This is a genomic window from Pseudomonas sp. RL_5y_Pfl2_73 (assembly GCF_963970515.1).
Classification (GTDB): domain Bacteria; phylum Pseudomonadota; class Gammaproteobacteria; order Pseudomonadales; family Pseudomonadaceae; genus Aquipseudomonas.
The window spans coordinates 176,928-191,021 of the sequence record NZ_CAXAPD010000007.1; the positions used below are offsets into that span (position 1 = coordinate 176,928).

Below are 14,094 nucleotides of genomic sequence, written 5' to 3' on the forward strand. Positions count from 1 at the left end.
TACCACGCCAGAGTTTCCGCACGTTCCTCACAGAAGCTGCTTTCAAAGTTTTACGCCTGCAGAACGGGGAGCTGATGAGGGTTGGCGTTGGGCTTTCCCCGCTGGAAAGACCCTTCGCCAACACCGCTCTGAAGGAACGACTGTGCTCGTGACGCTTTGAAAACAGCTTCTAACGGACATTGGCGCCTTAAAAGGCTGGCTGATTCTACGGGAAAAAAAAATTAAAGGTAAGTTGGGCCTGGAAGTTTGAGGGGTGATCAATCTTAGACAAAGGGCTAACATGCCGGCCTGTCCTGCTTTTGCGTGTGCGTTTCCTTATGCCCAACCAGCTCATCAAGACCCCCTGCGTCGGCCTTTGTTCCACTGTCTACGGTGACCTGGTGTGCCGTGGCTGCAAGCGGTTCCACCATGAAGTGATTCACTGGAACGGTTACAACGAGGATGAAAAGCGCGCGGTGTGGATGCGGCTCGAGCAGCTGTTGGTGCAGGTGATGGTGGCCAAGTTGGAGGTTTTCGACCCGGGGTTGCTGCGCCAGCAACTGGAGTCGCGCAAGATCCGCTTTGTGCCGCACCAGTCGGAATATTGCTGGGCCTATCAGTTGATCGCCCGGGGGGCGCGGGTGATCAACAACCTGGAAGCCTACGGCATGGTGCTGATGCCGGAGTTTCGCGACTGGGAACTGCCGGACCTGCGCGATGCCATTGATCGGGAGTTTTTCCTTCTGTCCGAAGCCCATTACCAGCGCTATATCGCACCGGGGTTCCTGAAGGATGCGATTGGCGGCTGAAAAGATCGCAGCCTTCGGCAGCGCCTACAAGGATCGCGCCATACCTAGGCACTGGCGAAGTCTACGGTCTTTTTTGATATTCAATCCTTGACCGCCAACTCCACCAGGTGGTCCTCGACCTCCTGTGGCTTGAGCACCAGCACATCGCTTTCCAGCGTATCGAGCACAGCTTCGGCGGTGTTGCCGATCAGGACCCCAGACAACCCCGAGCGGGCCACGGTGCCGATCACCGTCACCGCCGCCTGTAGCCTGTGCGCCGTGTACGGAATCAAGACGTCCGCCGGGCCTTCTTCTATATGCAAGTGCTGATCATCGATGTCGAATTCGGCCTGGAACGCCCGGCATTGTTCGCGGTAACGGGCTTCGATGGTTTCTTTGAGCTGGAACGTCGGGTCGGCGGACGAGAGCATCGGCGAGGGGTGGGCGGCGATCACATGCAGGTGCGCCTTGGCGAGGAGGGCGATGTCATAGCCATGATCGATGATGGTGGCGTGCAGGTGGCGATGCTCGCCGTCGGCATTGCCAACGTCGACGGCGGCCAGGATCACTTTATCTTTCCAGGCCCCGGCAGTTTTCACCAGCAACACCGGGGTCGGGCAATGGCGTAGCAGCTTCCAGTCCGCCGGGGTCAGCAGGGCTTTTTTCAGCGGGTTATCGGGGAAGTGCTGCTTGATCACTAGCCCACAACCTTCAGCCTGCTGTACGTCGATGATGGTTTCGTGGAGACTTTCGTTCCAGGCCTGCTCGGTGGTGACGCTGTAGCCGTCAGCCAGCAGTGCGGTCTTGAGCACGCTGAGTAGGCCGGTATGGTCATGCTTTTTGTCGCATACCAGCAGGTGCAGGTGGGCCTGGGTCGCTCCGGCGATCAGTTTGGCGCGCTTGAGCGCCAGGCTTTCCGAATGTTCGGGCTCAATGACCACCAGGATGCTGCGAATGGCTTGCATGATCGGCGTTCTCCTGCAATGAAAAGGCTGGCGTTGTTCAACTATAGTTGTTGTGGGGCAGTCTAGTCGCTGTGGGTGAGTCGTCGACTTGATGCATATCAACGGCGGTGGCTGGTGGTCTGGGGGCAGGCCGGTATAATCGGCGCCCTTCGCTCGACTACCTTTTCCCGTGAGCCCCATGAATCTTCCCGAAATTCACGAATTCCTTGGTTGCCGCACCCCCGATGCCTGGGTCCAGGCCGCGTTGGCTGACCAGGAAACGTTGCTGATCGACCATAAGAACTGCGAATTCAAGGCGGCCAGCACGGCCCTGAGCCTGATCGCCAAATACCATTCCCACGTCGACCTGATCAATCTGATGTCGCGCCTGGCCCGGGAAGAGCTGGTGCATCACGAGCAGGTCATGCGCTTGATGAAAAAGCGCAAGATCGGTTTGCGCCAGCTCTCCGCCGGGCGTTATGCCTCGGGGTTGCGCAAGGTGGTACGCAGTCACGAACCGGTCAAGCTGGTGGATACCCTGGTGGTTGGCGCCTTCATCGAGGCCCGCAGCTGCGAGCGTTTCGAGGCCTTGGTGCCACATCTGGATGATGAGCTGGGCAGGTTCTATTTCGGTTTGCTGAAAAGCGAAGCCCGGCATTTCCAGGGCTACCTGAAGCTGGCTTATCAGTACGGCGACGCCAAGGACATTGTCCAGGTCATCGACAAGGTCCGTGACGCCGAGCGGGAGCTGATCGAATCACCGGATGTGGAGTTTCGGTTCCACAGTGGTGTGCCAACGACATTGGGTTGTTTGGCCTGACGCCATCGTCGGAACGCCGCCCGGAGCAGGCTCGCTCCCACATTTGATTTTCAGTGAACACGAGTAAATGTGTACATAGGAAATCCCTTGTGGGAGCGAGCCTGCTCGCGATAGGGCCTTTTGCAGCGCCGCCTCCTAAACGGACAGCCCCAGTCGTTCATGCCACTGGGCAATGGATTCCTCGGGATAGACTTCGAACTGCTGATCGCCCTTATGCGCCTCGACTTCCACCCACGGCGCCTTGGAGCCGAGCATCAAGTGGGTGTGCTGCGGCGGAACCGGCAGCGGTGTATCGATGGCCGAGGCAAAAGGGTGAATCAGGTCCGGCCATTCGGGGCTGAACAGCCATAGTCCTGAACCGCACAAGGAACAGAAATGCCGTTCGGCACTGCTGCGGTGGGAGCGTTGATCGCTTTCGTCCTTAAGCCGCGCATGATAGATCGAGATGTGCTTGCGACCGCGCACCTTCAGGCTCTGGGCATCGCCCCCCAGGTTGATCGCAAAACCGCCGCCGCCCTGGGTCTTGCGGCAGATCGAGCAGTAGCAGCGCTGATAAGGGTAGGGGTGAGCACTGTCGAGGGTGAACGACACCGCGCCGCAGTGGCAGGATCCTTCTAGCTGCATGGGAACCTCCAGTGGGATTGGAAATGACTCAGTACAGCCTAGACAGTCTGCGTCTTGACAGTTGAACTGAGGGTGACCATGTTCGCGAAGGCGTTGGGACAGCTTCCATCACTTGGGCATCCGCCACAAATACCACGCCGCCACCGTCCGATAAGGGCTCCAGGCCAGGCCGATCTCAGCCATCTGCTTGCGGCTGGGCTGTTGCGCCAAGCCTTTGAGTCGTCGATAACCTTCGCGTACGCCAAAGTCATCGGCTGGGAGGATGTCCGGTCGCTCCAGGCTGTAGATCAGCAGCATCTCCACGGTCCAGCGCCCGACGCCACGCAAGCTGATCAGGCGTTCGATCAACACTTCGTCGTCCATGGCCCACGCGGTGGTGTAATCCGGCACGATTCCATCCAGCGTCGCCTGGGCGATGCCCTGGATGGTCGCGATCTTGCTGGCGGAAAACCCACAACCGCGCAACTGCGCAACGTCTGTTGCCAGAATTTGCCCGGGCCTGGGGAATGTCTGTGTCGGGAACAACGCCAGCAGTCGACCGAGAATTGCATCGCCGGCCTTGGCGTGCAGTTGCTGATAGGCAATTGCCCGTACCAGGGCTTCATAGGGATCGCGGGCCGGCTTGGGTTGCAGCAGGCATGGGCCGATCATCTCGACGTGACGTTGCCAGTCTTCGTCGAGACTTGCCAGCAAGGCACTGGCGTCGTGGTAGGGCGCAGGCATCGGGTATTCGCTCTCCCGGGCGCTCAAAACGCCAGGGGCAGCGAAACCTGCACCGCAGCTTTTTCCAGGCGCAGCAGAAACGCCTTGCGCGGCTGTCCGCCACCATAGCCGGTCAACGAGCCATCCGCGCCGATCACTCGGTGGCAGGGAATGACGATGGCCAAGCGATTCTGCCCGTTGGCCAGGCCCACGGCGCGGCTGGCGCCAGGGCTGCCCAGGGCCGTGGCAATGCCGCCGTAGCTGCGGGTTTCGCCGTAGGGAATCTTTTGCAGTTCAGCCCAGACCCGTACGGCGAAGGCGCTGCCGGGCATGTGCAACGGGACGTTGAACGCTGTCAGCTTGCCGGCGAAATACTCGGCCAGTTCGCTTTCGATCTGTTGCAAATGAGCGTTGTTCCCCGGCGCAACCGTGTAGCCGTAGCGTTGCTGCAGCTCTTCCAGCTCCTTGGTCAGGGCCGGGCGATCGAGGAATTCCAGCAGCACCAGGCCTCGTCGTTCGGCCATGGCCAGCATGGGCCCCAGCGGTGTGGTCAGGCGGGTGAACAACAAAGGTTCGCTGAGGGCTGCACGGCCCGGGGTGATGTGGAAGGATTTCACGAACGCGTCACGAAAACCGCTCAATGACTCATAACCGGAGTCGAACGCGGCATTGTCGATGGAGCTGCCGTCCTTGATGCCGCCCAAGGCAATGCCCAGGCGGCGGCTGCGCAGGTAGGCGTGAAAGGTCATGCCGAAATGTTGCTTGAACCAGCGGCGCAGTTTCAGCGGCTCGATGCCTTGCTCCAATAGCAGGGCGTCGGTCCAGCGCAGGTCGGGTTCGGTGTCGACGGCCTTGAGCAGGGTCTGGATCCAGTCGGGTGCGATGGCGGCAGCGTCCAGTGGCTTGCAGCGCAGGCAGGCCCGGTAGCCGGCCGACATGGCTTCGTCGGCATGGGCGAAGAACTCCACGTTCTCCGGCTTCGGCTTGCGCGCGGTGCAACTGGGGCGACAGAAAATACCGGTGGTCTTGACCGCCGTGAAGAACACCCCCTCGTAGGCGGTGTCTCGTTCGAGCATGGCGCGGACCATCTCGGCATGGGGCGGGAGCAGCGAGTCGTGTAGGTTCATGGGCCTGAGCATAGAACCGTGCCCGGAACGACTCCACCGAAAAATCGACAGTGAATTTTCCGTTCACTTGGTCGGATGCTCACGAACAAAAGCGGAACCTTTGAGTCTTATCACCTGAAGGGAAGCCGCGACGCCTGTTCATGGCGTCGCGGCTTCTTTGTTTGTCTGTTCGAGGTGTTCAATACTTCCAGAACACCGGCGTGAACAGCACCAGCACGGTCAGGATTTCCAGCCGACCCAGCAGCATGCCAATGGTCAGCAGCCATTTGGCCGAATCTGGCAACGTCGAGAAGTTACCCGCCGGGCCGATGATATCCCCCAGTCCAGGGCCCACGTTGCATACTGCTGTGGCCGCACCGGACAGTGCTGTGGTCCAGTCCAGGCCGACCAGCGCCAACCCCAATGCAATGACGCCAATGGTCACCGCGAAAAAAAACGAAAAGGTCAGCAGTGAGCGGGCGATTTCTTCATCGATAGGATGGTTGTTGTATTTCTTTTGAGTCACCGCGCGAGGATGGATGAGCTGTTTCAAGCTGCCCATCAGAAGCGCATTGGCCACCTGGAATCGAAAGATCTTCAGGCCTCCGGAGGTGGATCCGGAACAGCCGCCGACGAAGGTCAGGTAAAAGAACAGCAAAACCGCAAAGCTTCCCCACAACGTGTAGTCCCCGAGCGCCACACCCGTGGTCGTGACCACCGAGGTGACGTTGACGGCTACGGTCCGTACCGCATCGAGCCAGGTGAAGTCACTGTTGAGGCTCAGCCAGGTGCCTGCCGCGAGCCAGACGAAGACCAGAAAAGCGATGAACCCCTGAACCTGGTGATCCTTGATCAGAGCGCGCCTGTTGCCGCGCAACGTGGAAACATACAGCGCAAAGGGCATCCCGCCGAAAATCATGATGACCACGGCGACCCAATGAATGGCCGGTTGTGTCCAGTGAGCCAAAGAGGCATCGGAGGTAGAGAAGCCGCCCGTGGAGATCAGCGTCATGGCGTGATTGATGGCCTCGAACGGCGTCATCCCGGCCAACCACAATGCCGCGGTGGAAAGGGCGGTCAGCCCCAAGTAGATCGACAATATGTATTTTGCCGCGACGTGCGAGCGCGGCGTGACTTTATCCGACCAGTCCGACGATTCGGTCTGGAACAGCCGCATGCCGCCGACCCGCAACAGCGGCAAGATCGCCACGGCCATGCCGATAAAGCCGATCCCGCCCAGCCATTGAAGCATCGAACGCCAGATGAGCAGGCCAGGCGATGCGGTATCGAGGCCGCTGAAAATGGTCGAGCCGGTGGTGGTGATGCCGGACATCGTTTCAAAAAAAGCGTCGGTGTAACTGATGTGTCGGATAAACACCATGGGCAGCGCGGCGAAAGCGCATACGAACACCCAACTTGCGGTCGTCAGCAGGTACATGTCTCTGGGGCGCATCTGGGCGTGTGCCGGTCTTCCACGGGCGACCAATGCAACGCCACAGACGAAAGTGATCAGGCTCGACCAGAGAAACGCCGACAAATCATCGTTGCGCTCGTACAGCATCAGCGTGAGCAGCGGAATCGCCATGCTGACCGCCAGGGTAATCAGGAAAATGCCGAGGATAAAACCGATGAGACGCAGAACCGCAATGGACATGAGAAACGCCTGATTCAATAAGCCCCACAGTATCGATTGGGGGCAATCGCCTACCGCGTAAAGTTTGCGTAAAAAAAGTGAGCGGTCACGCTAGACGACAAGGCAGTTTTCTTCAATACCGCCAGCGCCGGCCCCATTATTTTGGAGGCCCTTTCCTGAAACGAAGAAGATATGTAATGAGCTTGATACTTTCCATGGCCATTTTTGCTTTGGTGGCTTCCATTACACCCGGCCCGGTCAATATCGTCGCCCTCAGCTCCGGGGCGCGGTACGGTTTTCGTGCGACGTTGCGCCATGTGGGCGGTGCAACCTTGGGGTTTGTCTTGCTGCTGGTGCTGATGGGGCTGGGGTTGCATGAAATGTTGCAACGCTGGCCTGGCCTCACACGGGTGGTGCAACTGGGCGGCGTGGCGTTTCTGTTGTTCATGGCCTGGAAGCTGGCGATGGATAACGGGCACCTGGGCGGCGAGAGCGAAGGGCGGGCGCCGTCGATGTTTTATGGCGCGCTGATGCAATGGCTCAACCCCAAGGCCTGGCTGGCCTGCGTGGCGGGGATGGGTGCATTCGTGGCCGATGGCGAGGCGCGGCTGGTGTGGCAGTTTGCGGCGGTCTACCTAGTGATCTGCTACGTTTCGGTGGGCTGCTGGGCCTACGCCGGGAGTTTTCTACGCAACTGGCTGGGTAATCCGGCGACCATGCGCCTGTTCAATCGGGCGATGGCGGTGTTGTTGGTGGCCAGTGCGGTGTATCTGCTGTTGCCTTGAATCAATACGTTTAGCTGTTGGGTATAGGGACTGTGTAGGAGCTATGCAGGAGCTGTCGAGTGCAACGAGGCTGCGATCTCTCCCCAGGCAATTGAATCTCAAGCGAAAGATCAAAAGATCGCAGGCTTCGCCAGCTCCTACAGCGCCCGGCGGGAGCAAGTTCAACCGCGATACTGCCCGGGCGTAGCCGCCAGGTGTTGCTTGAAGGCACGCTGGAAATGCGCCTGGTCGGCAAACCCGCTGTCCAGCGCTACGTCGGCGATCAGCTTGCCTTCGCGCAATTGGCGCCGGGCAAACTGGATCCGGCGGTTGACCAGGAAAGCGTGGGGCGTCATCCCGTAATGGCGCTTGAAGGCTCGGCTCAGGTAGGACGGCGACAGCTGCGCGGCGGTGCAGATGTCTTCCAGCTTCAAGGCTTCGCTGCAATGGTCGTGGATAAACTGTGCCGCACGCATCAGGCCTGGATGGCTGCCCCGGTCCGGGCGACCGGCAGGGTTAAGCCGTTGTTGCAGGTCAATGAAAAATGCCTCGGCGGCGGCGTGCTTGGCGCCAGGCTCGAGTCGCTCGTCCACCAGTTGCTCATACAGCCGTCCCAATGCAGCAAACAGCTCCACGTCGCGGCTGTGCGTGGTGGCGAAGCCCTGGAAATCCAGGCTTTCGTCAAAGCCGATACGGCGCTGCAAGTCCCTGAGCCATTGGGTGTCGACGTACAACATCACGTAGGACCACGGCTGGTCGTCGATCGGGTTGCAGGCGTGGACGTCGCCCGGGTTCATCAGCACCACGGTGCCGCTTTCCACTTGCAAATTCGATCGTTCGTGAAGGTAGGTGCTGCGCCCGGCGGTGATCGCACCGATGGAAAAGTGGTCATGGGAGTGGCGCGAATAGCAGACCTTGCGCCCATCGCCGATGGCCCGGGCTTCGATGAAGGGCAGGGCCTCGTCGCGCCAGAAGCGTGGGGCGTCGTCATGGGGGGCGTGCTTCATCGGTCAGCGTCCTCGTCTTGAACCTGAGTGGCAGTGTATTAGGCCTGACCGGCAAATGCCCGTCGGATTTAGCCCGTTCGGTTTAAAGGGCCGGGGTCCTGGGCTAGACTTCATGAAGTCCCGCCAATGGAGTTCCCGATGCTCGCGCCACGCAAACCGGACGACGAAGCTGCTCGCCTCAAGAATCTGCACTCGCTCAAGCTGCTTGATACCGCGCCCGAAGAACGGTTTGACCGCCTGACCCGCCTTGCCCGACGCCTGTTTGACGTGCCCATCGCGCTGGTGTCGTTGGTGGACGCCAACCGGCAGTGGTTCAAGTCCAGCGCCGGCCTGGACGCCAGGGAAACCCCACGGGAGGTTTCCTTCTGTGGGCATGCGATTTTGCATGATCAAATTCTGGAGATCTACGACGCGGAACAGGACGAGCGTTTTCACGACAACCCACTGGTCACGGACGCGCCTGGCATTCGCTTCTACGCGGGGCAGCCACTGGGGTTGGAGGACGGCTGCATGCTCGGCACGTTGTGCCTGCTCGATACCCGGCCGCGCAAGCTCAATGACGAGGAGCGCGAACTGTTGCGCGACTTGGCACGCATGGCCGAGCAGGAAATGGTCGCGGTGCAGATGGCGAGCATGGACGAGCTGACGCTGCTATCCAATCGGCGTGGATTCAGGACGTTGGCCCAGCATGCGTTGAATGTGTGTGATCGCTTGTCGCGACCGGCGACGTTGCTGTTCTTCGATCTCAACGACTTCAAACCGATCAACGACCGTTACGGACACGCCGAGGGCGACAGCGCACTGAAAACCTTCGCCGATGTGCTGCGTATCGCCTTTCGCGAAAGTGATGTGATCGGCCGCCTGGGCGGTGACGAATTCGTGGCCTTGCTCACCGGTTCTTCCCATGTCGAGACAGCGGCAATCATGGTGCGGCTCAAGGAAATCCTCGATGAGCGAAATGCGATGTTGCAGCGCGGCTATGACATTCGTTTCAGCGTTGGCCAGATCGAGTACGACCCCCAGCGTCATCAGTCGATCGACAACCTGCTGGCTGACGCCGATGCGGCGATGTATGAGCAGAAGCAGGCGCTGCGCAGCTAGCACAGACTGCCACAGGGTATTACGGCGTAATCAGATAATCGGCAATAAAAAACGCCGCTTGGCCTTTCCAGGGCAAGCGGCGTTTTTGCTGCAACGTGAAGATTACTCTTCGATGTTGCCCATGGCGGTGGTGTTGAAGCCGCCGTCCACGTACATGATTTCACCGCTGATGCCCGATGCCAGGTCCGAGCACAGGAAGGCGCCGGCGTTGCCGACTTCTTCGATGGTGACGTTGCGACGCAGCGGCGTTTGCGCTTCGTTGGCGGCCAGCATCTTGCGGAAGTTCTTGATGCCGGAAGCGGCCAGGGTGCGGATGGGGCCGGCCGATACGCAGTTGACGCGGGTGCCGTCCGGGCCTAGGGAGCCGGCCAGGTAACGGACGCCCGCTTCCAGGGAAGCCTTGGCCATGCCCATGACGTTGTAGTTCGGCATGGTGCGCTCGGCGCCCAGGTACGACAGGGTCAGCAGGCTGCCGTTGCGGCCTTTCATCATTTCGCGACCGGCCTTGGCCAGGGCCACGAAGCTGTAGGCGCTGATATCGTGGGCAATGCGGAAGCCTTCACGCGTGGTGGCTTCGGTGAAGTCGCCGTCCAGTTGGTCGCCCGGGGCGAAGCCCACGGAGTGCACGATGCAGTCCAGGCCGTCCCACTTCTTGCTCAGTTCTTCGAAAACCTTGGCGATTTCTTCATCGCTGGCCACGTCGCACGGGAAGCACAGCTCAGGGCTCGAACCCCAGCCTTGTGCGAACTCTTCGACACGACCCTTGAGTTTGTCGTTCTGATAAGTGAAGGCAAGCTCAGCGCCCTCGCGATGCATGGCGGCGGCGATGCCGGATGCGATGGACAGCTTGCTGGCGACACCGACGATCAGTACGCGCTTACCGGCGAGAAAACCCATGTGTTGCTCCTCTTTCAGGTTATTCGGCAGTTGTTGGGGCCAGGAAGGCGGCCTCCAGCAACTGCTGTGTATAGGGGTGCTGCGGCGCGGCGAATATGCTGCGGGCATCACCTTGTTCGACCACTTGGCCATGCTTGACCACCATCAACTGGTGGCTCAGCGCTTTGACGACAGCCAGGTCATGGCTGATAAACAGGTACGTCAGGTTGTACTTGGTTTGCAACGACCGCAACAGCTCCACCACTTGGCGTTGCACGGTGCGGTCCAGGGCCGACGTTGGTTCATCCAGCAGAATCAACGCCGGCTTGAGCACCAGGGCCCGGGCAATGGCGATACGCTGCCGTTGCCCTCCGGAAAATTCATGGGGGTAGCGGTTCCGGGTTTCCGGGTCCAGGCCTACCTCCGTCAATGCCGCGATTATCGCTTGTTCCTGTTCGGCTTCGGTGCCGATCTTGTGGATCCGCAGGCCTTCGCCGACGATCTGGCTTACACACATCCGTGGGCTCAGGCTGCCAAACGGGTCCTGAAACACCACTTGCATCTCCCGGCGTAGCGGCCGGACCTGTTGCTGCGTCAGGCTGTCGAGCTGCTTGCCTTTGAAGCGGATCGCGCCCTGGCTGCCGATCAACCGCAGGATTGCCAGCCCCAGGGTGGATTTGCCGGAACCGCTTTCGCCGACGATGCCCAGGGTCTGGCCCTGGGGCAGGCTGAAGCGGATACCGTCCACGGCCTTGATGTAGTCTACCGTGCGTTTGAACAGGCCTTTCTTGATCGGGAACCAGACTTTCAGGTCCTCGACCTGCAACAGCGGCGGGCCGACGACGTTGCTCGCCGGGGTGCCGCTGGGTTCGGCGCCCAACAGTTCCCGAGTGTACGGATGCTGCGGTGCGCGGAACAACTCTTCGCACGATGCCTGTTCGACGATGCAACCGCGCTGCATGACACATACGCGATGCGCAATTCTTCGCACCAGGTTCAAATCGTGGCTGATCAGCAGCAGCGACATGCCCAATCGCGCCTGCAATTGCTTGAGCAATTGGAGGATTTTCAGCTGGACCGTGACGTCCAGCGCGGTGGTCGGCTCGTCGGCGATCAGCAGTTCCGGCTCGTTGGCCAGGGCCATGGCGATCATTACCCGCTGGCGCTGGCCGCCGGACAGCTCGTGGGGCAGGGCCTTGAGGCGTTTGTGGGGCTCGGGAATGCCGACCAGCTCCAGCAACTCAAGGGTCCGGCGGGTCGCGACCTTGCCACTCAGGCCCTTGTGGAGGCCGAGCACTTCATTGATCTGTTTTTCAATGGAGTGCAGGGGGTTGAGGGACGTCATTGGTTCCTGGAAGATCATCGCGATCCGGTTGCCGCGGATATGACGGATGGTTTTTTCCTTCAATCCCAGCAAATTCTGGCCGGCGTACTGGACGGTCCCAGTGGGGTGATGAGCCAGGGGGTAGGGCAGCAAGCGCAGGATCGAATGGGCGGTGACTGATTTGCCCGAGCCGCTCTCGCCCACCAGGGCCAGGGTTTCGCCGCGCTGGATATTGAAGCTGACGCCCTCGACTACGCGCTGGCGGCGTTCGCCGACAATGAACTCCACCGCCAGGTCGCGCACTTCGATCAGATTGTCCTGGTTCATTTCACTTCCTCGGATCGAAGGCATCGCGAGCGGACTCGCCGATGAACACCAACAAACTCAGCATCAGGGCCAGCACGGCGAACGCGCTGATGCCCAGCCACGGCGCTTGGAGGTTGGATTTGCCTTGGGCCACCAACTCGCCCAGAGACGGTGCGCCCGGCGGCAGGCCGAAGCCGAGGAAATCCAGGGCGGTGAGGGTGCCGATGGCGCCAGTGAGAATGAACGGCATGAACGTCATGGTCGAGACCATGGCGTTGGGCAGGATGTGGCGGAACATGATCGCGCCGTTCTGCATGCCCAGCGCCCGCGCCGCGCGCACGTATTCCAGGTTGCGCCCGCGCAGGAACTCGGCGCGGACCACGTCCACCAGGCTCATCCAGGAAAACAGCAGCATGATGCCCAGCAACCACCAGAAGTTGGGCTGGACGAAACTGGCCAGGATGATCAGCAGATACAGCACCGGCAACCCGGACCAGATTTCCAGGAAGCGTTGGCCGGCCAGGTCCACCCAGCCGCCATAGAAGCCCTGCAGGGCGCCGGCGCTCACGCCGATGATCGAGCTGAGCACGGTCAGCGTCAGGGCAAACAGTACCGAGATGCGGAAGCCATAGATGACCCGGGCCAGGACATCGCGCCCCTGGTCGTCAGTGCCCAGCCAGTTCACGGAAGAGGGCGGCGCCGGGGCCGGGACCTTCAGGTCGTAGTTGATGCTCTGGTAGCTGAACGGAATCGGTGCCCACAGCACCCAGGCGTCCTTGGCCGCCAGCAGTTCGCGGATATAGGGGCTCTTGTAGTTGGCTTCCAGGGGGAACTCGCCGCCGAACGTGGTTTCCGGGTAGCGCTTGAGGGCCGGGAAGTACCAGCCGTCGTCGTAATGCACCACCAGCGGCTTGTCGTTGGCGACCAACTCGGCGCCCAGGCTCAGTCCGAACAGGATCAGGAACAGCCACAGCGACCACCATCCGCGTTTGTTGGCCTTGAACAGTTCGAAGCGGCGGCGATTGAGAGGGGACAGGTTCATCTCAACGCTCCCGGCTTTCGAAGTCGATGCGCGGATCGACAAAGGTGTAGGTCAAATCGCCGATCAGCTTCACCACCAGTCCCAGCAAGGTGAAGATGAACAGCGTGCCGAATACCACCGGGTAGTCGCGGTTGATGGCCGCTTCGAAACTCATCAGGCCCAGGCCGTCGAGGGAAAAAATTACTTCCACCAGCAGGGAACCGGTAAAGAAGATCCCGATGAATGCCGAAGGGAAACCGGCGATCACCAGCAGCATGGCGTTGCGGAATACGTGGCCGTAGAGCACCCGATGGCGGGTCAGGCCTTTGGCCTTGGCGGTGACCACGTATTGCTTGTTGATTTCGTCGAGGAAGCTGTTCTTGGTCAGCAGGGTCATGGTGGCGAAGTTACCGATTACCAGGGCGGTCACGGGCAAGGCCAGGTGCCAGAAGTAATCGAGGATCCTGCCGCCCATGCTCAATTCGTCGAAGTTGTTGGAGGTCAGCCCGCGTAGCGGGAACCAGTCGAAATAACTGCCGCCGGCAAACACCACGATCAGCAGGATGGCGAACAGGAAGGACGGGATCGCGTAGCCAACGATGATTGCCGAACTGGTCCAAACGTCGAAATGGCTGCCGTGCCGCGTGGCCTTGGCGATCCCCAGTGGGATCGATACCAGGTACATGATCAGCGTGCTCCACAACCCGAGGGAGATGGACACCGGCATCTTCTCCTTGATCAGGTCGATGACCTTGGCATCGCGGAAGAAACTGTCACCGAAGTCCAGGTGGGCGTAGTTCTTGATCATGATCCACAGGCGTTCGGGGGCCGACTTGTCGAAGCCGTACATGTGCTCGATTTCCTTGATCAGTGCCGGGTCCAGGCCCTGGGCGCCGCGGTAGGAGGAGCCGGCCACCGCCACTTCGGCACCGCCACCGGCAATGCGGCTGGTGGCGCCTTCGAAGCCCTCGAGCTTGGCGATCATCTGTTCCACTGGCCCGCCGGGCGCGGCCTGGATGATGACGAAGTTGATCAGCAGAATGCCGAACAGGGTCGGGATGATCAGCAGCAGGCGCCGAAAAATATAAGCCAGCATTGC

General features: G+C 60.4%; 14 protein-coding genes. 4 read left to right on the plus strand and 10 right to left on the minus strand.

Annotated features, from left to right (window positions below; genetic code table 11):
* Positions 1-317: 317 nt before the first annotated feature.
* Positions 318-788, plus strand: coding sequence for a DUF1289 domain-containing protein (locus AACY42_RS09425; protein WP_092165341.1), 471 nt, complete (start codon positions 318-320; stop codon positions 786-788).
* Between the two features lie 80 nt (positions 789-868).
* On the opposite strand, the gene AACY42_RS09430 is transcribed toward AACY42_RS09425, so the two are convergent.
* The gene (locus AACY42_RS09430) at positions 869-1,732 is read right to left on the minus strand and encodes a universal stress protein (protein WP_339478830.1); all 864 of its coding nucleotides are present in this window, start codon (positions 1,730-1,732) and stop codon (positions 869-871) included.
* A 178-nt stretch (positions 1,733-1,910) separates the two neighbouring features.
* On the opposite strand from AACY42_RS09430, the gene AACY42_RS09435 reads away from it, so the two are divergent.
* On the plus strand, positions 1,911-2,531 hold the full coding sequence (locus AACY42_RS09435) for a tRNA-(ms[2]io[6]A)-hydroxylase (protein WP_339478832.1): 621 nt from the start codon (positions 1,911-1,913) through the stop codon (positions 2,529-2,531).
* A gap of 135 nt (positions 2,532-2,666) precedes the next feature.
* Here the strand turns inward: AACY42_RS09435 and AACY42_RS09440 are convergent, their stop codons facing one another.
* From AACY42_RS09440 to AACY42_RS09455, 4 genes are all read right to left on the minus strand, one after another.
* Positions 2,667-3,155 (minus strand): GFA family protein, encoded by a 489-nt coding sequence (locus AACY42_RS09440; RefSeq protein WP_339478834.1) that lies wholly within the window; start codon positions 3,153-3,155, stop codon positions 2,667-2,669.
* A 108-nt stretch (positions 3,156-3,263) separates the two neighbouring features.
* Positions 3,264-3,878, minus strand: coding sequence for a DNA-3-methyladenine glycosylase family protein (locus AACY42_RS09445; protein ID WP_339478836.1), 615 nt, complete (start codon positions 3,876-3,878; stop codon positions 3,264-3,266).
* A gap of 23 nt (positions 3,879-3,901) precedes the next feature.
* Positions 3,902-4,984 (minus strand): bifunctional transcriptional activator/DNA repair enzyme AdaA, encoded by a 1,083-nt coding sequence (locus AACY42_RS09450; protein WP_339478838.1) that lies wholly within the window; start codon positions 4,982-4,984, stop codon positions 3,902-3,904.
* Between the two features lie 178 nt (positions 4,985-5,162).
* Positions 5,163-6,617: a TrkH family potassium uptake protein gene (locus AACY42_RS09455; RefSeq protein ID WP_339478903.1), complete on the minus strand. Its 1,455-nt coding sequence runs from the start codon at positions 6,615-6,617 to the stop codon at positions 5,163-5,165.
* Between the two features lie 176 nt (positions 6,618-6,793).
* On the opposite strand from AACY42_RS09455, the gene AACY42_RS09460 reads away from it, so the two are divergent.
* A complete protein-coding gene (locus AACY42_RS09460; protein ID WP_339478840.1) occupies positions 6,794-7,381 on the plus strand; it encodes a LysE family translocator in 588 nt (195 codons plus the stop codon).
* A gap of 161 nt (positions 7,382-7,542) precedes the next feature.
* Here AACY42_RS09460 and AACY42_RS09465 read toward each other — a convergent pair whose 3' ends face one another.
* Positions 7,543-8,367: a helix-turn-helix transcriptional regulator gene (locus AACY42_RS09465; protein WP_339478842.1), complete on the minus strand. Its 825-nt coding sequence runs from the start codon at positions 8,365-8,367 to the stop codon at positions 7,543-7,545.
* Positions 8,368-8,505: 138 nt separating this feature from the next.
* Between AACY42_RS09465 and AACY42_RS09470 the strand changes: the two genes are divergently transcribed.
* Positions 8,506-9,468 carry a GGDEF domain-containing protein gene (locus tag AACY42_RS09470; protein WP_339478844.1) on the plus strand — a complete coding sequence of 321 codons (963 nt, stop codon included), beginning with the start codon at positions 8,506-8,508 and terminating at the stop codon, positions 9,466-9,468.
* A 102-nt stretch (positions 9,469-9,570) separates the two neighbouring features.
* On the opposite strand, the gene fabI is transcribed toward AACY42_RS09470, so the two are convergent.
* From fabI to AACY42_RS09490, 4 genes are read right to left on the minus strand one after another with little or no spacing between them, the layout of a single operon-like run.
* Positions 9,571-10,365 (minus strand): enoyl-ACP reductase FabI, encoded by a 795-nt coding sequence (fabI, locus tag AACY42_RS09475; protein WP_003202751.1) that lies wholly within the window; start codon positions 10,363-10,365, stop codon positions 9,571-9,573.
* 19 nt (positions 10,366-10,384) lie between these two features.
* A complete protein-coding gene (locus AACY42_RS09480; RefSeq protein WP_339478846.1) occupies positions 10,385-11,995 on the minus strand; it encodes an ABC transporter ATP-binding protein in 1,611 nt (536 codons plus the stop codon).
* Between the two features lies 1 nt (position 11,996).
* Positions 11,997-13,016, minus strand: a complete 1,020-nt coding sequence (locus AACY42_RS09485; RefSeq protein WP_339478848.1) for an ABC transporter permease — start codon at positions 13,014-13,016, stop codon at positions 11,997-11,999.
* Between the two features lies 1 nt (position 13,017).
* Positions 13,018-14,091: a microcin C ABC transporter permease YejB gene (locus AACY42_RS09490; RefSeq protein WP_339478851.1), complete on the minus strand. Its 1,074-nt coding sequence runs from the start codon at positions 14,089-14,091 to the stop codon at positions 13,018-13,020.
* Positions 14,092-14,094: the final 3 nt, after the last annotated feature.

Coding starts and splice junctions, on each gene's coding strand:
- fabI (WP_003202751.1), bottom strand. CDS start 10,365: ATGGGTTTTCTCGCCGGTAAGCGCGTACTGATCGTCGGTGTCGCCAGC.
- AACY42_RS09455 (WP_339478903.1), bottom strand. CDS start 6,617: ATGTCCATTGCGGTTCTGCGTCTCATCGGTTTTATCCTCGGCATTTTC.
- AACY42_RS09480 (WP_339478846.1), bottom strand. CDS start 11,995: ATGAACCAGGACAATCTGATCGAAGTGCGCGACCTGGCGGTGGAGTTC.
- AACY42_RS09470 (WP_339478844.1), top strand. CDS start 8,506: ATGCTCGCGCCACGCAAACCGGACGACGAAGCTGCTCGCCTCAAGAAT.
- AACY42_RS09440 (WP_339478834.1), bottom strand. CDS start 3,155: ATGCAGCTAGAAGGATCCTGCCACTGCGGCGCGGTGTCGTTCACCCTC.
- AACY42_RS09460 (WP_339478840.1), top strand. CDS start 6,794: ATGAGCTTGATACTTTCCATGGCCATTTTTGCTTTGGTGGCTTCCATT.
- AACY42_RS09445 (WP_339478836.1), bottom strand. CDS start 3,878: ATGCCTGCGCCCTACCACGACGCCAGTGCCTTGCTGGCAAGTCTCGAC.
- AACY42_RS09450 (WP_339478838.1), bottom strand. CDS start 4,984: ATGAACCTACACGACTCGCTGCTCCCGCCCCATGCCGAGATGGTCCGC.
- AACY42_RS09465 (WP_339478842.1), bottom strand. CDS start 8,367: ATGAAGCACGCCCCCCATGACGACGCCCCACGCTTCTGGCGCGACGAG.
- AACY42_RS09485 (WP_339478848.1), bottom strand. CDS start 13,016: ATGAACCTGTCCCCTCTCAATCGCCGCCGCTTCGAACTGTTCAAGGCC.
- AACY42_RS09435 (WP_339478832.1), top strand. CDS start 1,911: ATGAATCTTCCCGAAATTCACGAATTCCTTGGTTGCCGCACCCCCGAT.
- AACY42_RS09490 (WP_339478851.1), bottom strand. CDS start 14,091: ATGCTGGCTTATATTTTTCGGCGCCTGCTGCTGATCATCCCGACCCTG.
- AACY42_RS09430 (WP_339478830.1), bottom strand. CDS start 1,732: ATGCAAGCCATTCGCAGCATCCTGGTGGTCATTGAGCCCGAACATTCG.
- AACY42_RS09425 (WP_092165341.1), top strand. CDS start 318: ATGCCCAACCAGCTCATCAAGACCCCCTGCGTCGGCCTTTGTTCCACT.